This window comes from Leptolyngbya sp. NK1-12 (assembly GCF_032598965.1).
Classification (GTDB): domain Bacteria; phylum Cyanobacteriota; class Cyanobacteriia; order Elainellales; family Elainellaceae; genus Elainella.
Map to the genome: position 1 here is coordinate 5805201 of NZ_CP053586.1, position 20691 is coordinate 5825891.

Sequence of the window (20691 nt, forward strand, 5' to 3'; positions counted from 1 at the left end):
CTCATTCCGTCCTTCAATACTCATTGTGATTGCACAACTCCTGCTTTGGGCCGCGACTGCTCTAGCTTCTGAAGCAATTGATTGTTGTTCAATCCTATCCCGGCATTGCTAGCTAGTTGGCCTAGGGGTAGCAGCATTAACTGAACACACTCAACTGCAAGTCTTGCGAGAGTTGCTGGACTAATGCTAAAGCGGCAACCGGATTGCCTATATCATCGAGGGCAGGACTGTAACAGGCGATTGCACCTTGGCGCGGCACTACGGCCAGCAAGGCACCGCTAATCCCCGATTTCAGCGGCAAGCCAATTTCAACGGCATACCGTCCAGAGGTGGCATAGAGTCCGCAGGTCAGCATCACGGCATTGACGATCTGCCGATGCTGGGGCAAAAGAGGCTGAGCAGGCTGGGCAGTTCCGGCTAGCAACTGGCCGAGTTGGACTAAATCTGCCACCTGACCGGATAAGCAGCAAATTTGTTCGTAGGTGTCTAGTGCCAGAGACGGGTTGTGCAGAACGTTGCAGGCAGCCAAATAATCGACCAAAGCAAGATTGGCCGATCGGTCGCTCTGGCGCACGGCGGTTAGCACCGTTGCATCGAGACGGAGTGTGACATTGGCCTGCTGATTTAGCCATTGGCAGAGGGCGGTACAGCGTTCGGTAGCGGTGGTTCCCGGCAGTTTGTCGGCTAGGGCAATGGCTCCGCTATTAATCATGGGATTGCGAGGAAACCCTTGGTCGGCCCTGAGTTGCTCTAGCGAATTGAAGGGCATATCCGAGGGCTGCATTCCTACCCACTGCCGCACCGAGTCGGTGCCGCAGTGGTGCAGCAAAAACAGCAGCGAAAACGGCTTGATCACGCTCATCAAGGGAAAGCGACAGGCCGTATTGCCGTAGCTGGAGGAGTGGTGTTCGCTGCAAATATACACCGCTAACTCATTGGGATTTGCACTCGCTAGTGGATCAATTCTGCCAATCACTTTGCCCTTGATGGCTTGGGCTTGCGCGATCTGGGCGTAGGTTGCGAGTTGGGTGGCGCTGAGGGAGGTGAGGGGGGGCATGGGGGTGAGGGGAAGGGGGGGTGAATTGAAACTTTTAATAGCTTGCTGAGAGCGAAGATTTTGTAGCGGGTTTAGCGGACAAATGGAGCGTCTTAACCTGTAAAGCAGGAATCATTAAAGTTCTCATAGCCAAACCTTTAACTGTCAGTGTTACCTTGCTTGGCAGGGTGTAAATCATGTCGAGAAACAAACGAAAGATTCCGCAGTTTTTCTTAACACTTTTTGGATTGCTTTTGGATCGCTGCGTTCACCACAACGTTTTTTAATTTGTCCTTTTCAGGAGTGCATTGCTGTTGCGTTGGTTTTTAGATGCGGATCCAGGGAGATAGATTCGGCCCTTGGTTCTCTGTTTTCAGCGATTTGAATACCAACTTGATATCAGTTCTCTTACTTGAGCTGTATTTACCGTCATCACCCGCCCTATCCAAACCCTGGGGAGTTTGCATGTCTACCGAATCCATTCGTTTTGCTCAGTTCAATGCCTCGCTCAACCGTCGGGCCGAGGGGCAACTCGTGACTGATCTGTCTGATCCCAATGCGGCGACACCCGGTACGGCCCAAGCAAAAGCAATTGCGGAAATTATTCAGCGTACCAATCCGGATGTGGTGCTGATCAATGAGTTTGATTATTTTGCCACCGATCCGAGCTTGGCAGTGAAGCTGTTTCTGCAAAACTATCTGGCGGTGGGGCAAAATGAAGCGTCGCCAGTCGAGTATCCCTATTTCTACATCGCGCCTTCCAATACGGGAATTCCGTCAGGCTTTGATTTAGATAATAATGGCAGCATTGTGACGACACCAGGTCAGGCCGGATACGGTAACGATGCTTTTGGGTTCGGCAACTATCCCGGTCAGTTTGGCATGTTGCTGCTCTCAAAGTATCCGATTGATACGGCGAATGTGCGCACGTTTCAGAAGTTTCTCTGGCAGGATATGCCCGGTTCGCTGCTGCCAACGATTGCTCTTCCCGATGCGGCTGAGCCTTGGTATTCGCCAGAAGAGCAGGCGGCGCTACGGCTTTCCTCGAAGAGCCACTGGGATGTGCCGATTCAGGTCAATGGGAAAACCGTGCATGCCTTGGTCAGTCACCCGACACCCCCCGTATTTGATGGAGCAGAAGACCGCAACGGCAAACGCAACCACGATGAGATTCGCTTTTGGGCTGACTACGTTACACCCGGTCAAGGCAGCTACATCTACGACGATCAGGGGCGCAAGGGCGGGCTGACGCCGGAAGCTAGCTTTGTGATCATGGGCGATCAGAATGCCGATCCGTTCGATGGCGATAGTTTTCAGCAGGCGATTCTGCAATTGCTCGATAATTCCCGTATCAATACATCCGTGACGCCTACAAGTGCCGGAGGTCCCGATGCGGCTCAGCGCCAGCACCGAATTAATAACCAGCATCGAGGCAATCCAGCCTTTGATACGGCAGATTTTAACGACACTGCACCAGGCAATTTACGTGTTGATTATGTCCTGCCTTCACAGGATCTGGCGATTACTGATGCTCAAGTGTTCTGGCCTGCTCAGGATGATCCGCTGTTCCGCTTGGTGGGTGATTTTGATCCGAACTTTCCGCCCGAAGGGTTTCCCAGTTCCGATCACCGCTTGGTTTGGGTGGATGTGCACGATCCGCGTCGGCCTCTGCCAAACTCGCTGCTTGGGGTTGCCAGCGGGGATACAAACCAAACCTCGACGGTGCTATGGGCATGGAGCACTTTTACTGGAAATGTCAAGTTTGAGTTCTCGATCTTCCCCGATTTCCAATATATTTTTGGCTACAACACGGTGAACGTCACCGATCCAACGGTTCCAGTCAAAGTGAGCTTTGGCGGCCTGACGCCGGGACAGACCTACTACTACCGCGTCACCGATGCAGCAGGTGCCGTTGCCACTGGACAATTTCAAACGCCCAATCCCCTCGATGTCCAGGCTGGTTTACGGTTTGGCGTCACAGGGGACTGGCAGCAGGCTCCTCCATTTCCATCGCTCTCGAATGCGGACGAACGCGATCTGGCCTTCTTCCTGAAACTGGGCGATACCATCTATGCCGATACCGAAACGCCAGCACTGCCGGGAGTGACTCAGTCCCGCACCTTGTCAGAATTTCGCACCAAACAGGCAGAAAACGTCAGCGAGCGGTTTGGCTTAAACACGCTAAAGGATCTGTACGCTTCTACCTCGATTTTTGCCACGATTGACGACCATGAACTGGTCGATAACTTTGCTGGCGGTGCCGCCCCCGGAGAATCCCCCGATGCGCCGGATATCGGTTCTTCTCCCGATCCGTTGTTTACCGATGCAGTCCGCTATGTCAACGACACTCGCGCTTACGAAGAGGCACTGCAAGCCTTTCAGGAATACCATCCAATCAACGATCGATTCTATGGTGAAACGGGCGATGATCGCACTGCTGGTGAACGTCAGCTATACCGTTACACGACTTACGGTAAAGATGCGGCGATGATGGTTCTGGATACGCGCTCGTTCCGAGATGCCCAACTCGCACCTGCCGATCTGAATAATCCCTTACCCTTCTTGGCCCAGACGTTTGACCCATCCCGTACCCTATTGGGCAAGGCCCAGTTGAACGACCTGAAGCGAGATTTGCTGACAGCAGAGCAGAACGGCATCACCTGGAAGTTTGTAGCCGTCCCGGAACCGATCCAGAACTTTGGCATCGTCAATGCGGAAGATCGGTTTGAGGGCTACGCAGCTGAGCGCACCGAGTTGCTCAAATTTATCGACGACAACAATATCGATAATGTCATCTTCTTGGCTGGTGACTTCCACGGTACGCTAGTGAACAACCTCACCTATCAGCTCGCGCCCGGTCAACCCCAGATCGCCACGAACGCCTTTGAGGTGGTGACGGGACCCGCCGCCTTTTTTGACGGGGTGTTTGGTCGCGCCGTGGTGGACATCTCTACCCGCACGGGACTGATCACCGCCGAGCAACGCGCCTTCTACAACCAACTGCCGATTGCGCCCGACAGCGATAGTTTAATGAACGATCGGGATGATTTTATTAAGCAGCTCTTGGTCGAGCAAACCAACCTACTCGGCTACGACCCCATCGGCTTAAACAACAACCTGCCCCAAGCTGATGGGCTAATCCAGGCCAATCTACTCCAGGGTGACTATGTCTCGGTGCATACCTACGGCTGGACTGAATTCGATATCGACCCCCAAACCCAAAAACTCACAGTCACAACCTATGGCATCAACAACTACAGCGAAACCGAGCTGTTGCAGGATCCGGGTGCAATTACTGGCCTGACACCGAGGGTGGTGAGTCAGTTTGAGGTGACGCCGGTGGTGTGAGTGGATGGGTGGATGGGCTTCGCCGTGAGCGGCTCAGCCGAACGGTGGATGGGTGGATGAGATACCGAAACAGTTGAACCGCTCATTCACCCAACTGCTCCTACCTAGAGCGACGCTGCGCATAGACAATGCCTATCTGCAGGACATCCCCAGAAGGCAGCTAGGGGCAGTGCGCTCGCGTCGAAGCCCCCTACCCCTCACCCCTCACCCCTTACCCCCCACCCCTCACCCCCCACCCATCCACCCATTTCACTTGAAAGGAGCTATTTCATGTCTGCATTTCGCCCAATCGATCCCAATACCCAGAATTTCACAAACCTCAGCCAGACTGATGCTGCGCTGAAAAAGATTGGCAGCTTCACCGGACCGGGCGCGGAAATCTCGGCCTATGATCCGGACACAAAGCGGCTGTTTGTGGTGTCAGGGGGCGCGGAAATTCAGGTCTTGGATCTGAGCGACCCTAGCCAGCCCAAACTGTTGCAAACGTTGGATTTGTCTCAGTATGGTGGGGCGGCTAATAGCGTCGCGGTTAGTCATGGCATTGTGGCCGTAGCGATGGCAGCAGATCCCAGCACGGATCCAGGGCAGGTTGTATTTCTGGATGCTAACGGTACTGTTCAGAAGACTGTGGAGGTAGGAGCACTGCCAGACATGCTCACCTTTACGCCCGATGGTCAGAAAGTGCTGGTAGCCAACGAAGGGGAACCGAGCAGCTACAATCAACCCGATTCCATCGATCCGGTCGGTTCTGTTAGCGTTATTGATTTAACGAAGGGCGTGACCAATGCCACCGTCGCCACGGCTGGATTTGAGAGTTTTAATGCCCAGAAAGCCGATCTGCAAGCCAAGGGTGTGCGGATTTTTGGTCCCAATGCCACAGTGGCGCAAGACTTGGAGCCAGAATACATCACGGTGACAGCAGATGGCAAAACCGCCTATGTAACGCTACAAGAAAATAATGCGTTAGCCGTGGTCGATATTGCCACCGCTCAAGTAACAGCAATCGTGCCTCTAGGCTTGAAAGACTTCAGCAAAGGGTTGCCTACTGTCAAAACCTACGACTGGAACGAGCGTCCGCTGCTGGGCCAAACTCCTGCCGGACAGGAAATTTTGCTAGGCGGATTCTCTGGCCTGTTTTTTGAGGGCAAGGCAGCAAACGGCAATCTCCGATTCATCACCCATACCGATCGCGGCCCCAATGCCGAACCCACTGACCTGCTGCCCGATGTCCCCGGCAACGAGCGTCCCTTTGCTCTGCCCGAATTCCAGCCGCGCCTGATCCGGTTTGAACTTAACCCCAGCACTGGCCAGATCAGCCTCACCGAACAAATTGGCCTCAGTCGAGCCGATGGCACACCCCTGACCGGATTGCCCAACCTGCAAAGCGGTGCGACTGGAACCGCCTACACCGACGAAGTGCCGGTAGACCTGAACGGCAAACGCCTGATCAACGATCCGCTGGGCGGCGACTTTGAGGGAATTGTAGTGGCCCCAGACGGCACTTTCTGGCTGGTGGATGAATATCGTCCGGCGATTTACCACTTTGATGCGCAGGGCAAACTCATTGACCGTTTCATTCCTCAAGGCGAACCGACCGCCGACGGCAGTTTTGGCACACCCGTTCTGCCCGCAGTCTACGCCCAGCGACGCGCCAATCGCGGCTTTGAGGCTGTGGCGCTAGAAGGGAACAAGCTCTACGCCTTTATCCAGAGCGCCCTCGACAACCCCGATACCGCCAACGATGCCACTTCCCGCGCCTCTCGCAATCTGCGAATTCTAGAATTCGATGTGGTCAGCAAACAGGTGACGGGCGAGTATCTGTATATCCTGAACGACATCAGCGGTAGCGGCAATGCCAGAACCGACAAAATCGGCGATGCCGTTTCCTTGGGCAACGGTAAGTTTCTGGTGGTGGAGCGGGATGATCGCAGCGGAGTCAACGCCAACAAGCTAATCTACGAAATTGATCTTCAGGGTGCATCGAACATTAGCGGTCAAGCGCCTACCGACAAAACCATCGAGCAGCTCTCGGTGGCAGAGTTGGCGGCTTTGGGGCTAAATCCGGTTGAAAAGCGGCTCGTCACCAATGCGGCAGCAATTGGCTATACCGGCGTCGAGAAGCTGGAAGGCTTAGCGCTAGTCGATCAAAATACAATCGCGATTATTAACGATAATGATTTTGGTATCGGAGGCGCAGAAACCAAAGGAGACGGAACGCTGACGAATCCAACCGTGCCGGATGCCATCAAGTTGGGCTTGGTGCAATTCAACCAAAGCAACGGACTCGACCCCAGCGACCGCGATGGAACCGACGGCAAAGGTGCAATCAATATCCAGTTCCATCCCGTGTTTGGTATTTACCAACCGGACGCTATCGCCAGTTTCAGCATCAATGGTCAGACCTATCTAGTGACGGCCAACGAAGGCGATACGCGCGACTATGAAGGCTTTAACGAAGAAATTCGCGTTGGCAGTGATGAGTACAAACTAGATGCGACGGTTTTTCCCAATGCAGCCGAGCTGAAAAAAGACGCGGTGCTGGGTCGCCTTACCGTCACAAACGCTTCTGGCGATATGGATGGGGATGGCGAATTTGAACGCATTGAGATGCCGGGTGCCCGCTCTTTCTCGGTGTGGGACAGCAGCGGTAATCTGATTTTCGACAGCGGCAATCAGTTCGAGCAGATTACGGCCAAAGCCGTTCCGATGCTATTCAACTCTAACGGTACGGCTGATACGTTTGACACCCGCAGCGACAATAAAGGTCCCGAACCCGAAGGCATCGTGGTTGGAGCCGTCAACGGACGCACCTATGCCTTTATTGGACTGGAACGCACTGGTGGCGTCATGGTGTACGAGGTAACGAATCCCAACAAACCCGTGTTCGTCGAATATGTGAATACAGAGGGAGATGTCAGCCCAGAGGGATTAACCTTTATCAGTGCAGCCGATAGTCCTAATGGCAAACCCCTACTGATCACCACCAATGAAGTCAGCCAAACAGTCGCGATTTTTGAATTCACGCCTCCGACGCGGATCAGCGATGTGCAGGGAGCCAGTCAGGTTTCGCCGCTACTCGGACAGACCGTCAGCGTCGCCGGAGTCGTTACGGCAGTCACGTCCAATGGTTTCTATCTGCAAGACCCCAATCCAGATGCCAATCCAGCCACATCTGAGGGCATTTTTGTCTTCCGAGGTGGGTCGGGCAGCAAGCCTGCCGTGGGCGATTCGGTGCGGGTTAACGGCAAGGTCGAAGAGTTTCGTGGTATTCCGGCTCGCAACAACGATCTATCGGTGACGCAACTCAATGCCAGCAGTGATACTGCCGGATTCACGGTGCTCTCTAGCGGCAATCCCTTACCCGCCGCAACTGTCATCGGCCAAGGCGGGCGGGTTCCTCCCAACCAAATTATTAGCAACGATGCGGTGAATGGCAGTGTGGAAGGCAGCCCGTTTGATCCGGACGAAGACGGCATCGACTTCTACGAAAGCCTAGAAGGAATGCGGGTGCAGGTGAACAACGCGGTTGCGGTCGGTCCGACTAACAACTTTGGCGAAATTCCGGTGCTAGCCGATAATGGTGCCAACGCCGGAGAACGCACCAGTCGCGGTGGGATTTATATTCGCCCCGATGACTTCAATCCAGAACGGATTATCATCGATGATCTGATTATTAGAGATGAACCGAAAGTGAATGTTGGCGATCGCTTCACCAGCCCGATTGTCGGTGTGTTGGACTATAGCTTTAGCAACTTCAAATTGTTGAATAGCGAAGCACTTCAAGTCGCATCGGGCAACCTAGAACGGGAAGTCACCAACCTTACCGGCACAGAAAATCAGCTCACGGTTGCCACCTTCAATGTCGAAAACCTTGATCCGAAAAAAGAAGACCGCGCGAAGGTGGATCGACAGAGCGCGAGCAATGTGGATGATGATCTGGGAGATGGCAAGTTTACAGCCCTAGCCAAACAAATTGTCGAGAATCTAAAATCGCCGGACATCATTTCTCTACAAGAGATCCAGGACAATACGGGAGCTGAAATCAATGATGGGGTAGTAGATGCTTCAGAAACCTATCAAATTCTGATTCAGGCAATCAAAGCAGCCGGTGGACCTACTTACGAATTCCGGGATGTGAGTCCAGTCGAGGGGCAGGACGGCGGCCAGCCGGGTGGCAATATCCGCGTTGGTTTTCTGTTCAATCCAGATCGGGTCAGCTTTGTCGACCGTCCGGGCGGAGGAGCCACCGTCAACACCACCGTGACGAAAGACGGTATTTCCGTCAGTCCCGGTCGCCTGATCGACACCGATCTGAGTGACGGAGATGCCTTTGAAGACAGCCGTAAGCCAGTGGTGGGCGAGTTTCTGTTTCAGGGAAACCGGGTGTTTGTGATTGGCAATCACTTCAACTCAAAGGGAGGTGATCAGCCGTTGTTTGGCCGCTTCCAGCCGCCTGCCCTCAGCAGCGCAGCGCAGCGGCTCCAGCAAACTCAAATTGTCCGCCAGTTCGTTGATGATTTGCTGGGCATCAACCCCAACGCGAATGTAATTGTTGCCGGAGATTTAAATGACTTCCAGTTCTCTAAGCCACTGGATGTTCTGACGCAAGGCGGTGCGTTGACTAATTTGATCAACACTCTGCCCGCGAACGAGCAGTACAACTACAACTTCGAGGGCAATGCACAGGTACTGGATCACATTCTGGTCAGCCAAAACCTGCGTCCGCTAGCTGAAATCGATGTGGTGCACACCAACTCGGAATTCGCCCAGCAGGACAGCGACCATGACCCGATTGTGGCCCGCTTTAGCTTCAGTGCTCCAATTGCTCCATCAAACCTATAATTAGCAACACAAGCTGGATAGTGCGGCAAAAAATCAATCGGGCAGAACGTGATTATAAAATTAAGATCGGCAAGGAGTTTGTTCTCAAAAAGATGAACGAGCGACCTTTTCGATAGGTATCCGATTGTCGGAGATGATTTCAAATGTCAAAACTGCTTGAACGGATCACGGTCAATCCTAGACAGTGCGGTGGTCGCCCTTGTATTCGCGGTATGAGAATTCGAGTGTCTGATGTTTTGGATCTGTTTGCAGCAGGGCTGACTGCTGAACAGATCTTGGAGGAACTACCCGATCTGGAAATGGAGGATTTGAAGGCAGTATTTACCTATGCTGCACGTAAACTCAATCATCCTGTGTTGGTTGCATGACAACTATCTGGATTGATGCACACTTGTCACCTGCGATTGCGACTTGGATTACAAGTACGTTTGAAGTTACAGCAATAGCTTTACGGGATCTTGGGTTAAGAGATGCTGAAGATCCTGAAATTTTTGAGGCAGCAAAATCTCAAGGAGTAATATTTATGACTAAAGATAGTGACTTCGTTGATTTGGTTGAACGTCTCGAAGCACCACCACAAATTATTTGGCTGACATGTGGAAATACATCGAATGCTCGACTACGTGAAATTTTACTGGCAACCTTGCCAAGGGCATTGGAACTCCTCAGTTCAGGAGAGAAACTGGTAGAGATTCGAGGAGATTAGCACAGCAACACAACACTCAATAACCAGCAAATGGCTTCAGCATTCCCCAAAACTCTGATTCGTCTGCACAAGCACACTGCAACCCATACAGTTGAGAGTACTGCTAAGCCACGGCTGCAACGGCTTCCTGGCCATGCTTTCGCAGCAGATCCATCAGCTCATCGCGGTAGTCGTGGAAAACTGAGTTGCGTTTAACAGTATGGGAGCGGTTCGGCAGATTGATCGTCATCACCTTGCGCACTGTACCCGGACGAGCACCCAAGGCAAAGATACGATTCGAGAGGAACACCGCTTCTTCCACATCATGCGTGATCATAAAAATCGTGATGCCCGTGCGCTGCCATAAATCCAGCATAAATTCATGCATCGATTCTTTGGTATGAATATCGAGCGCACCAAACGGCTCATCCATTAGCAGCACTTTCGGTTCTGAAGCCAGAGCACGCGCAATTGCCACTCGCTGCTTCATTCCACCCGACAGTTCCTTCGGCAACGATTGAGCAAATCGGGTCAACCCCACTACATTCAGGTAGTAGCTAGCCTGCTCTCGCCGTACATGCTTGGGAACGCCTTGCAGTTTCAGACCAAATTCGGTGTTTTCCTGCACCGTCATCCAGGGATAGAGCGTGTAGTGCTGGAACACCATACCCCGATCCGGCCCCGGTCCATGCACAGGTTTACCGTCAATTGTTACTTCGCCGCTGGTTGGAGTATCCAATCCGGCAATTTGGCGCAGCAGCGTAGATTTACCTGAGCCAGAAGCCCCAACAGCACAGACAAACTCACCCTGCTCGATGTTCATGGTGATATCTTTGAGAACAACTAGTGTACCTTTGGATGTCGTAAAATTCTTATTCAGGTTATTAATTTGTAGAAACATAGTTGAAGCCTCTGGATAGGGAAGGAATAACGAACAGTCAATCTCGATCGGCAACTAGCGCTTTTGACTAGCCCACTTACAGGACACCCGCAGTAGATACTGGAACAGCAAATCGAACATCAAACCAATCACGCCAATCACAATCAATCCGACAAAAATCTCATCGGTGCGCAGAAAACGACCGGCCACGCTGATTCGTCGTCCCAACCCCTCGGTAGCCGCAATTAGCTCCGAGACAATCACCAACTGCCATGCCGCAGCCAAGTTGATCCGACAGGCATCGATAATTCCCGGCAACACATGGGGCAGAATGACTTGCGTCAGCGTTTCCCAACGATTGCCCCCCAGCATGTAGGTCGCTTCAATCAAATCCTTGGGTACAAATTTGACCGTATCCATCACCATCAGCGAATTAAAGAAGAACACGCCGATGAAAATTAGGGCAATCTTCGGTTCCTCCCCGATCCCAAGATAAAGAATCAGCAGCGGAATAAAGGCCGGAGCTGGCATATACCGCATCAAGCCAAACAGTGGCTCCAGCAGCGCGCGAATACTGGGAAAACTGCCCATCAACACGCCCACTGGAATCGACAGCAAGGCGGCCCAGAAAAACCCAACCCCCACCCGCCAGAGACTCGCGACCGTATCCTTCAGCAGTTCACGAGTGCTCCACAATCGGCCAAACGCGGCCAGAACATCAGCCGGTGAGGGCAAAAATTTTGGATCAATATTACCGAAGGTCGTCACCAGCCACCACAACAGCAGCGGAGCCGCAATCGAAGTAATAGTTAGGGCCGTATAGAGGGATTTGGGAATATCTTCAGCTAATCGCCAAAATACCGTAGGCCGCATAGTCTTTGGCTTGATATAGGACTGAATGGAGCGATGGGGGGAGGTGGTTTGGTTCATGGGTTTATAGGGGGTAGGGGGTAGGGGGTAGGGGGTGAGCGCACTGCCCCCATGGGGCCAGAAAAATCAGCCGAGCGGTGGGGGGTGGAGGGTGCTGATTGATAGTTCTTAAGTTGTGTAAGCTTTTTGGACTGGCTCTGTGATGCAGGTACTATTGCCGTGGGAGGGTTCTAAGGTTTGGTGTGAAACTTGATTGGAGTTGTAAGGTTTGCAATTATTGCCTCTTAACCAAATCATCTTTTACTAAACCAAAGTGCTTTACTAGTAAACATCACCCACCCCTCACCCCTCACTCCTCACCCCCTACCCAATCATTTACCGCTCCTGTTCTAAGCTTTCTCGGCCTTCTCGGCATAAGCTTTGACAAAGCGGTCGTCGAATAGGCGACTGGTGTCGGGCTTCTGGGCGGCCAAGCCAGTTTCGATCAGGAAGTCGCTCATTTCTTCAGCCGCGAAGATGAGCGATGACATATCGTTGGCCGGTTGAAATGCTTTCAGGTTTTCTTCAATCGTGAATATTTTGGTACCGTCTGCGTAGGCTTTGTATTCCTCAACGCTGACACCGGCTCGTTTCGCCATAATGTCATAGGATTTGTCGGGATTCTGCTGCATAAAATCCAGCGTGGCGAACCAGGAATCGACAACCGCCTGCACCTTATCGGGATTTTGCTCCACAAACTTGCGTGAAAAAACTAGGTGGTCAGAAATCGCTCCCGGAAAATCTCTAGAGCTAAACAGCTCCTTGCTGCCCGGACGCTTCAACGCCTGCGTCGTGAAGGGGGCAAACACCGCCACACCATCCACCTGTCCTGCCACAAAAGCAGCTGCCGCTTTCCCTGTCTCTAGGGGCACAAACTGGATATCCTGAGCAGTGAGTCCAGCTTTCTTCAAGCCCAGCAGCAGCAAGAAATGATCTACCGTACCTTCCTCAGCGGCAATCTTCTTGCCTTTCAGATCGGTAATTGAATTGATATTCTCGTTGACAATTACCTTGTCGTTTCCGGTAGAGTTATCGTTGACTAGCACAATCACCTGATCGGCACCACCCGAAACCGAGTTGACCGTATCGCCGAGGGTTTGGCTATTGGCATCGATCTGGCCTGCCGTCAGGGTGCTAATCGACTCCAGGTAGCCATCAAACCACTTCAGATCTACCGGCACATTATGGGCAGCAAAGATGCCTTCCTCTTGAGCCACCTGCCAGGGAAACCAACCGGGCCAAGCGCTAAACCCAAGCCGCACCGCTCCCACCTCGGCTGAGCTGGTTGCATTGGTTTCATTGGTAGTTTTGATGTAAACGGCTGGATTCGTACAGCCCACGACAAACGAGAGCGTGATCAGAAACAGCAGGCAGCACGAGAAGAATGAACTGAGCTTAGAAAACCTGAAGAAAGGCAGCTTCATAACAGCTCCTATTGACAATGGCGACTTGACAATGGCAACGGCAGATAATTGGCATCCTTTTTGTACCTGCTATGGGTGTAAGGGATAGGGGAACCTATAATCTGTTGTGTGCGCTACATAACTGCAAGGCAAAGCATTCGCGTACAGGATATGTGCTTTGTTTAAAGCGATTTGGCGAATGCTTTGCCCCTACTGTGTGCCCGCACCCAATCAAACCATACATTCAGACCCTCGCCGGTTTTGGCAGAAACGGGAATGATTGCGACATGGGGATTCATTTGCCGCACATTCGCAATAATCTGATTCAAATCCACATCGAGATGCGGAGCTAGATCCATTTTGGTGATCAGCAAACAGTCCGCTTCCTGAAACATCACCGGATATTTCAGCGGTTTATCTTCGCCTTCGGTGATGCTCAGCAGCGCCACCTTGGCATGTTCCCCCACTTCAAACTCGGCTGGACAGACCAGATTACCCACATTTTCGACCAGCACTAGATCAAACTCGGTTGGATCATATTCATGGGCCAGCCGGTGAATACCACCAGCCACCATCTTGGCGTCCAAATGGCAGGAGCGGCCTGTGTTAATCGCAATCACCGGCACGTTATAGCGCCGCAGGCGATCGGCATCTAATTCGGTGGTCATATCGCCTTCAATCACAGCAATCTTCAAATCGGGCGTCAAACCGGCTAACGTGCGCTCCAGCAGGGCCGTCTTACCCGCCCCCGGACTGCTCATCACGTTGAAGCAGGTAATCCCCCATTCATCGAAATGTGTCCGATTGTGATCTGCGCCCGCCTGATTCGCGTGCAGTAGATCGATTCCCAAGGCCGCATCAAAGGTTTGGTGCATAGTACTGAGTTTTGAGTTTTGAGTTTTGAGTTTTGAGTTTTGAGTTTTGAGTTTTGAGTTTTGAGTTTTGAGTTTTGAGTTTTGAGTTACGAAAGCTGGTGCTGTAGCCTGCTGTAGTCTCTCGTCCCAGAGGGAAAAGGGATTAGCTCATATAGTTGAACTGTTCATATTCAATCCGCTCGATTTTCAGCTCTCGCCCAGAGCGAATATCCTCCATTGGCGAGCCACAGGTGGGGCAGGCGTACTGAATCCCGATTTCCGGCTGATACTCCTGCTGGCAGCGGTGGCAAAAAGCAATCAACGGCGTTTCCCGAATCACCAGTTTGGCTCCCTGCAAAAAACTATTTTGCGTCTGCACCTCAAAGGCAAACTGCAAGCTAGCCGGCTCTACACAGGTAAACCGCCCCACCGTCAGGTGAATCTGAGAAATCTGTGGCCGTTCCGGCTGCGCCTCCCACCAATCCCGCACTGTCAAAATCAACGCCTTCGTCATATCCGTCTCATGCATCGCCTACCTCTCCCTCACCTTCCCCATCTTCCCTCGTTCGGCGAGGCTCACGAGCCGCCATCTCCCTGCTCAAACCCAAGCCACATCCACCGCCATATTCACCTCCGAACTGATATAAGCAGGCTTCTCCCGGCGTGGCAGTTGGCCCGACAGCACCAAGTGGGCCATCGTGTCGCAAATCACGCGAGTTGCCATCAGGGCGGTAATATCGCTGATATCGTAGGGCGGCGAAACTTCCACCACTTCTAGGCCGCAAATCGGGGCACGCTGGACAATTTTGCCCAACAGGGACAGAGCTTCGCGAGGCAGGAGGCCACCCGGTTCGGGCCAACCAGTACCGGGGACAAAGCCAGCATCGATGCAGTCAATATCAAAGCTGATCCAAACGCAGTCGGTGCCATCGAGGGCACGCTCTAGAGCAAACTCCGCGGCTGCCTCCAGTCCCATTTCCGTGATGTCAGTAACCGTGAGAATATTGGTAGCCCGCTCGCGACAGACCTTGACGCCTTGCCGAGGCACCTGCCAGCCGCCGATGCCCAACTGCACCAGGTTTTTCGCCGGCGCGTTCGCCATATTGGTGGCATGGAACCAGGGACAGGTATGCATCCGCTCATCCAGGTCAGTCTCCTGGGTATCGACATGGCGATCAAAGTGGATGATGCCGACTTTTTTATCGCCCAAATGCCGACAGACGCCCCGCACCGTAGGAAAGCCAATCGAGTGGTCGCCGCCCAGCACAATCGGAAACGCGCCGGAACTAAAAACATGGGCAATTCCCTTCGAGATTTGGTCAAACGACTTCTCGTTATTACCCGGAATTGTAAACACATCCCCCACATCGCAGAGGGTAATTTGCTCGCGCAGATCCACGCCTAACTCAAAATTGTAGGGCGTGTAGAGGGCCGAAATCCGTCGGATGCCTTGCGGGCCAAACCGGGTGCCGGGACGATAGGTAGTGCCCGAATCGTGCGGCACGCCAACAATCGCCACATCATAGCTGCCCACCTGTCGCACATCTTCCAGATAGGGAGCCTTGAGAAACGTATTGATGCCGGCATAGTGGGGCAGTTCCCCCCGCGAGAAGGTGGAAATGGTGCGGTCACGGATGCTGTCTGCCGCCTCTAGCCCATACTCCAGCCCTTTGGACACTTCCTGCTGCCATCCGGTTAGGGGCAAGCGCGTTTCCAAATCGAGCGCCCGCTGCGCTTCTGACGGCACATGCCCATTCGAGTCGGGGCTTTGAAAAACTTCAGAAGGGTCAGTCGTCATTTAAACACCCTCAATGTACAAGTGAACCGTAACTAGTGAACCGTAACTAGTGAACATGAAAGCGAGAATCATAAAGAGAAACCCGGAAGAAACCAGTTGGATTAATCAACTGACGTTCCTCCCGGGCTTTTCTCCCGCCGTGTGGCTAGCGATTGCTTCAATCTGAAAAACTTGCGCCTAAACACTAGCCTGCCTCTCTTGGACCAGCCATTCAGCCTAACGGAGATCAGCCGAATCGGAACCCTAGAGGCAATAAATTGTTAAACCTAACCCAGAAATACCAGCGGAATCTAATTAAAGATGTATCAGGAGCTACGAAACTCTAGTTTTTTCCTATTGGTAACAGAAGTTTAAGTTGCTTGGCTTAACCCTTAACAATGATTGTGAGCCGTAATTCTCCTAATTGTCGCCGGATTGAATAGAGTAGTCGTAGGATTTCCTGCTTGCTGATACCGAGAACTATATGAAAAGAACAGTGCAACGTGGTCATGAAGAGGAGCGAACTAACCTGCTGCATGGAAAAATGTACTATATCGTTAATCTCATATCACTCATCAAGCAGCAGAAGATGTCATCATGGGCAGCTCTACCTTCAGTACATGAGTTAGGACCAGAGAAGTTTGACAACAATATCAAACCCAGCCTGAAGCTGGTCAGCCGCCGCAATCGCTATTGAGAGGCGTAGGACATGACTCAAACAACAGCAATCACCAAAGCAATTCTGAGTTTCCGTGATGTGGAAGCAAAGCTCAATTTGCAGCAGAGTACCGATCCTCACCTGTTCTACGAGTGGAATGAAAGCCTTCCGGAGCTATCCAACGCCGAAGAAATATCTCTGGAGCGACTTTCTGCCCGGTATCTTCGCTATTTGGAAGAGGGGGAGGTCAACGAAGGCACGCTAAATATCATTCTGCTATCGCCTTTATTGGATGCATTGGGGTTGTGTGATCCGCCTTACCGCATTCGGGGAGAAGCCTGGGTCGAAGTGCAAACAACCATAGATGCAGAAGAAGGGATGACGCTGCTGGAAGGTCGCATCGATGCACTGACGCTCCAGGAGCAGTTTTGGCTTGTCATTATCGAGGGAAAGCGTGGAGGGTTCAACGTCTTGCAGGCTGTCCCACAGACATTAGCGTATATGGCAGCAACCCCCCATCCCGATCGTCCCGTCTTTGGTTTGGTCACGAATGGGTACGACTATTTGTTTGTAAAGCTGGTGAGAGAGAATCGGCGTGAGTTTGCCTTGTCTCATAATTTCACGCTGCTATCAGACGAGCAGAGCAACCTGTTTCGAGTGGCGCGGGTGCTAAAGCATCTAGTTAGCATTGCTGGAACCAATATGGGCAACGGAAAACTAGGCAGTATTCTGGAACGGTAACGATCGCCGTTGCAAACCCAGTGATTTGGCTAATGAACAGGTTACAGGAGGAGCATTATAGACGTATCTCAGCCCTTTCATTGCCTGGCTTCAAGCCTCTACCGACTGGCTTGCCTACAGAATCACAAAAGCTGCTACAGATTGATTCAGTGTCAACCTCAGATAGAGGCAGGCTGCTACCGAGGCTAGCAAACTAAAAGAGAGTAACCTGCAAAGCACCATGTCCTATCCTCCTGCGCCTTGGCACCTAAAGGGATTTTCCCTGCAAACGCTGCATCTTCTCGATATCGAGCGCGTGCGTCCCCTGATTCCGTCTGAGCTGAATATCGTTTCGGTGCTGCCTGGAAAAACCGTGGGTGGAGTTTATATCGCCTCCTATGGTGCCGGTTCAACGATGCCGTACAACGAGCTGATTGTCGTGAGCGGGCTGCTGCATTGGCAGGGCAAAGTCGGAGCCTGGATTTCTCATATCTACGTGGATCATCCTGATTCGGTGGTTGGAGGACGAGAAATTTGGGGCTTACCGAAACAGCTAGCCCAATTTACCTGGAATGTCGGTAAGATGCCATCGGTTCAGGTCAACCACAGTGGGCAGACCCTCTGTACCCTGAGTAGCAGTTGGCAACTTCCAGGCTGGCCGCAGCCCGTTTCGGGGCCTGTGTTTAGCTTGCAACACACTCAACTGTTGCAGTTTAACGGACAAGGCACGTTGCAGTTGCAGTTGGCTGGAGTAGATTTGACCATTGATTCCACAAGCCCTCTAGCAGAGCTGAATTTAGGCCGCCCCTGGCTTGGGTTTTACAGTAATTCGCTGGATTTAATCGTCAATCCGCCCATACCCATGCACAAATAACCAACCGAACTGTTTCTCAAGTTTCTAAAAATGGCGCATAATTGCTGCATGAAATAGTCCTGTATGAGCTATGGCAATAGCGTATAGGGTGCTTTTCCGTATGTAGTCTTTTGTGCGTTAACGAACTATGCCAGAAATCAATCTACCCGCAGTGGTCGCTGAAGTAAAATCTGCATTCGAGCGCTATGAGGCCGCCCTTGTCAGTAACGATGTCGCTGTATTAGATGAATTGTTCTGGTCAAGTCCTCATACCGTTCGCTATGGCGCCGCCGAAAATCTCTATGGCTATGAGGCGATTGCCGCATTTCGCTCGGCCCGTTCTCCGGCAGGGCTAGCCCGGACTCTCAGCCATACCATAATCACCACCTATGGCACTGATTTCGCTACGGTTAACACCGAGTTTCAGCGTTCCGGGCAATCGGGGCGACAAAGCCAAACCTGGTTACGCACAGATCAGGGCTGGCGAGTTGTTTCTGCCCATGTGTCGCTGTTGGCCAATTAGCCAATTAGTTGGTGGTTTCTGAGGATGCAGCAAACCGCTGATTCTAATCTAGCAGTCGCCGCACAGCAATAGACGCATCGGGAAATGCGAGGGGATAAATTGTCCCTTCAGTCAGGGTAATGCGAGATTGATAGTTACCATTGACCGGATCGCGCATCACGACTAGCGCCCTTGCTTGAAGATTGACCACCCAGTATTCCGGAATACCTGCCGTAGCGTAGATTTTGGCTTTTGGTTCTAAATCCTTTCTCAAGCTGGAATCTGAGAACTCGATGATCCAGAAAATATTTTCTGGGTAGGGGTGATGGCGCAGATATTCTCGTCCCAACGGTTGCACCACAGCAATATCCGGCTCCGGCTCTGAGTTGCTGCTGGGAATTGTAATGGGTTTACCCTGCCGCACCGTGACCCGATCCTCACCTAATAAATGCTCGATGTATTTAGCAACATCATGGCTATAAAAAGCGTGCGGCTCTCCTTCCGGCGGCATCTCAACAATTTCTCCATTCAACAATTCCACCGGCTGCCCATCCAAAATTCCGGCTACAATCATTTGGTGATACTGCTCAAGTGTCCATTTTGCTGTAGTCAGGCTATGGGTCATTTGAGTGGCTCCTGATCTTGCCCTGTGTTGCGTATTGTATCTCCTAACACAGAGAATTGGCAGAAGTCGAAGCATGAGGAAAAATCAGTTTCATCTCGCTATCCCTGTTGCTATCCTCTCTAGCTCTCCTGCCCTTCCATTCTCCCTAATCACGGAATAGTCCACTAATTCGTTCACCTTTTGTAGCTTTGTCTGTATTTCTGTAAACTTACACGGAACAGGTAGATCTGCCTTTGTAGAAAGGGAATATCCGCTACTACGAGGATGAGGACGATGCGTTTCGGGCAGATAATCGCGGGATTGGGAATCGGAGTTGGCTTAACCGCAGGTGCGTTGGGAGGATGGGCTGCATTCCAGCAATGGCAGAATCAGGCACCCCAGCCGATTAATTACAGTAATGCCAGCCAGTCAGTGCCTCAACCGGAACGGGCTGTTCCCGCGAGCCAACCGGCACCCATTGTAACCCTCAGCCAAGCCGAGAATGATTACCTCTACGATCTGTCCCAGGCGCTACAGTCAGTCGAGCATCGCCGCCTCACGGATGCCGAACGATTAGCGATTGGACGGCAAATTGCGGGCTGGTTACAAACGGGCAGCCGCTATTGGGATGTGCGCTCTCAGTTTGATCAGGTTTATAAAACGGCAGTAGCAGGCGACTATGCCTACAACCGAGATGTATATATCAAGTTTGCCACTGAGCGACTGGCTCCGGGATTTGTATCGACCCTGACTCCACCTCAGCCAAAGCCGCAGGTGATCCTAAAAACCAGAACCGAATATGTTGAATCTCCAGGCCGCACGAAGGTGATCACGATTCCAGAACCCTTCCCTGTTCCCGTCCCCTATCCGGTTCCTGGCGATGACTCATCGCATGTGCCGGATTATCCGGATCATCCTGGTCATCCAGATCATCCTAGTCATCCGGGTCATCCCGAAGAACCCAGTCATCCCAGCCACCCCGGTGATCCTGAGGAACCCGATCATCCCGCCGATCCCCATGATCCTGATGCGCCCGTTGGCTCCGAGCCTCCCGGTCAGGTCGATCCAGGTGCCGGACAACCCGCCGAACCGGATGTAATTGTGACCGATCCCGTACCGGAACAGCCGCCCACCCAGCCCGCACCCGAACAGCCACCCGCAACCGGAGAAGCCCAGCCCAGTGATCCGGCTCCCTCGCAGCCCGAAGCACCGAATAGCATTGGGTCAGGCTCGGTCCCCACGTCGGAGGTGAGCTATTAAGTAGGTCAACCAACTTAGATAGAGTGCGAGCATCTTGCCCTCGCCAGCGAGACGATGACACTATCGAATCTTCAAACGCTCTTAGACAGCGACGATCAACAAATTGTGGCGTTGCTGAATAGAGGTATGAATCGTGGAGTTGCTGTAACGTTGGTAGCCCTCCAATCACCCAATTCTAGGGGACTTTGAAAGATCTTCCCTCAGAATTGGCTACGATGTCCACACAAGTCGAGGATCCCCCCTATCCCCCCTTACGAAGGGGGGAACCGGAGGCGCAGCCTGTGCGCAGCACCTACCAATCAGGGATTAAGTCCCCCTTATCAAGGGGGATTTAGGGGGATCACCCCTTGCATTGAGTCG

Annotated in this window: 17 protein-coding genes and 1 riboswitch; of the genes, 9 read left to right on the forward strand and 8 right to left on the reverse strand. The window is 52.4% G+C overall.

Annotated features, from left to right (window positions below):
* Positions 1 to 136: 136 nt before the first annotated feature.
* Positions 137 to 1057: a glutaminase gene (locus HJG54_RS24740; protein WP_316431886.1), complete on the reverse strand. Its 921-nt coding sequence runs from the start codon at positions 1055 to 1057 to the stop codon at positions 137 to 139.
* 444 nt (positions 1058 to 1501) lie between these two features.
* Here HJG54_RS24740 and HJG54_RS24745 point away from each other — a divergent pair, with 444 nt between their 5' ends.
* The 4 genes from HJG54_RS24745 (at position 1502) to HJG54_RS24760 (ending at position 9932) form a co-directional block, all read left to right on the forward strand.
* Entirely contained in the window at positions 1502 to 4384 is a 2883-nt protein-coding gene (locus HJG54_RS24745) for an alkaline phosphatase D family protein (RefSeq protein WP_316431887.1), read from the forward strand.
* Between the two features lie 270 nt (positions 4385 to 4654).
* A complete protein-coding gene (locus HJG54_RS24750; protein WP_316431888.1) occupies positions 4655 to 9226 on the forward strand; it encodes a choice-of-anchor I family protein in 4572 nt (1523 codons plus the stop codon).
* Positions 9227 to 9369: 143 nt separating this feature from the next.
* On the forward strand, positions 9370 to 9594 hold the full coding sequence (locus HJG54_RS24755) for a DUF433 domain-containing protein (protein WP_316431889.1): 225 nt from the start codon (positions 9370 to 9372) through the stop codon (positions 9592 to 9594).
* Complete coding sequence (locus tag HJG54_RS24760) at positions 9591 to 9932, forward strand: DUF5615 family PIN-like protein (protein WP_316431890.1); 342 nt, start codon at positions 9591 to 9593, stop codon at positions 9930 to 9932. The genes HJG54_RS24755 and HJG54_RS24760 overlap by 4 nt, the downstream gene beginning before the upstream one ends.
* A gap of 103 nt (positions 9933 to 10035) precedes the next feature.
* On the opposite strand, the gene HJG54_RS24765 is transcribed toward HJG54_RS24760, so the two are convergent.
* The 6 genes from HJG54_RS24765 to speB form a co-directional block, all read right to left on the reverse strand.
* Complete coding sequence (locus HJG54_RS24765) at positions 10036 to 10812, reverse strand: ABC transporter ATP-binding protein (RefSeq protein ID WP_316431891.1); 777 nt, start codon at positions 10810 to 10812, stop codon at positions 10036 to 10038.
* A gap of 54 nt (positions 10813 to 10866) precedes the next feature.
* The gene (locus HJG54_RS24770) at positions 10867 to 11721 is read right to left on the reverse strand and encodes an ABC transporter permease (RefSeq protein WP_035999532.1); all 855 of its coding nucleotides are present in this window, start codon (positions 11719 to 11721) and stop codon (positions 10867 to 10869) included.
* Positions 11722 to 12050: 329 nt separating this feature from the next.
* A complete protein-coding gene (locus HJG54_RS24775) occupies positions 12051 to 13124 on the reverse strand; it encodes an ABC transporter substrate-binding protein (protein ID WP_316431892.1) in 1074 nt (357 codons plus the stop codon).
* Between the two features lie 161 nt (positions 13125 to 13285).
* The gene (gene hypB, locus HJG54_RS24780) at positions 13286 to 13978 is read right to left on the reverse strand and encodes a hydrogenase nickel incorporation protein HypB (RefSeq protein ID WP_316431893.1); all 693 of its coding nucleotides are present in this window, start codon (positions 13976 to 13978) and stop codon (positions 13286 to 13288) included.
* Between the two features lie 142 nt (positions 13979 to 14120).
* The gene (gene hypA / locus HJG54_RS24785; RefSeq protein ID WP_316431894.1) at positions 14121 to 14486 is read right to left on the reverse strand and encodes a hydrogenase maturation nickel metallochaperone HypA; all 366 of its coding nucleotides are present in this window, start codon (positions 14484 to 14486) and stop codon (positions 14121 to 14123) included.
* Between the two features lie 69 nt (positions 14487 to 14555).
* Entirely contained in the window at positions 14556 to 15755 is a 1200-nt protein-coding gene (speB, locus tag HJG54_RS24790) for an agmatinase (protein WP_316431895.1), read from the reverse strand.
* 116 nt (positions 15756 to 15871) lie between these two features.
* Positions 15872 to 16013, reverse strand: a riboswitch (guanidine-I (ykkC/yxkD leader).
* Between the two features lie 205 nt (positions 16014 to 16218).
* Here speB and HJG54_RS24795 point away from each other — a divergent pair.
* The 4 genes from HJG54_RS24795 (at position 16219) to hpxZ (ending at position 18488) form a co-directional block, all read left to right on the forward strand.
* Positions 16219 to 16431: a hypothetical protein gene (locus HJG54_RS24795; RefSeq protein ID WP_316431896.1), complete on the forward strand. Its 213-nt coding sequence runs from the start codon at positions 16219 to 16221 to the stop codon at positions 16429 to 16431.
* Positions 16432 to 16443: 12 nt separating this feature from the next.
* On the forward strand, positions 16444 to 17133 hold the full coding sequence (locus HJG54_RS24800) for a restriction endonuclease subunit R (RefSeq protein WP_316431897.1): 690 nt from the start codon (positions 16444 to 16446) through the stop codon (positions 17131 to 17133).
* 220 nt (positions 17134 to 17353) lie between these two features.
* Positions 17354 to 17986: an acetoacetate decarboxylase family protein gene (locus HJG54_RS24805; RefSeq protein ID WP_316431898.1), complete on the forward strand. Its 633-nt coding sequence runs from the start codon at positions 17354 to 17356 to the stop codon at positions 17984 to 17986.
* A gap of 127 nt (positions 17987 to 18113) precedes the next feature.
* Positions 18114 to 18488, forward strand: coding sequence for an oxalurate catabolism protein HpxZ (gene hpxZ / locus HJG54_RS24810; protein ID WP_316431899.1), 375 nt, complete (start codon positions 18114 to 18116; stop codon positions 18486 to 18488).
* A gap of 43 nt (positions 18489 to 18531) precedes the next feature.
* Here the strand turns inward: hpxZ and HJG54_RS24815 are convergent, their stop codons facing one another.
* Complete coding sequence (locus HJG54_RS24815; RefSeq protein WP_316431900.1) at positions 18532 to 19092, reverse strand: Uma2 family endonuclease; 561 nt, start codon at positions 19090 to 19092, stop codon at positions 18532 to 18534.
* A 273-nt stretch (positions 19093 to 19365) separates the two neighbouring features.
* On the opposite strand from HJG54_RS24815, the gene HJG54_RS24820 reads away from it, so the two are divergent.
* A complete protein-coding gene (locus HJG54_RS24820; RefSeq protein WP_316431901.1) occupies positions 19366 to 20331 on the forward strand; it encodes a hypothetical protein in 966 nt (321 codons plus the stop codon).
* Positions 20332 to 20691 lie beyond the last annotated feature (360 nt).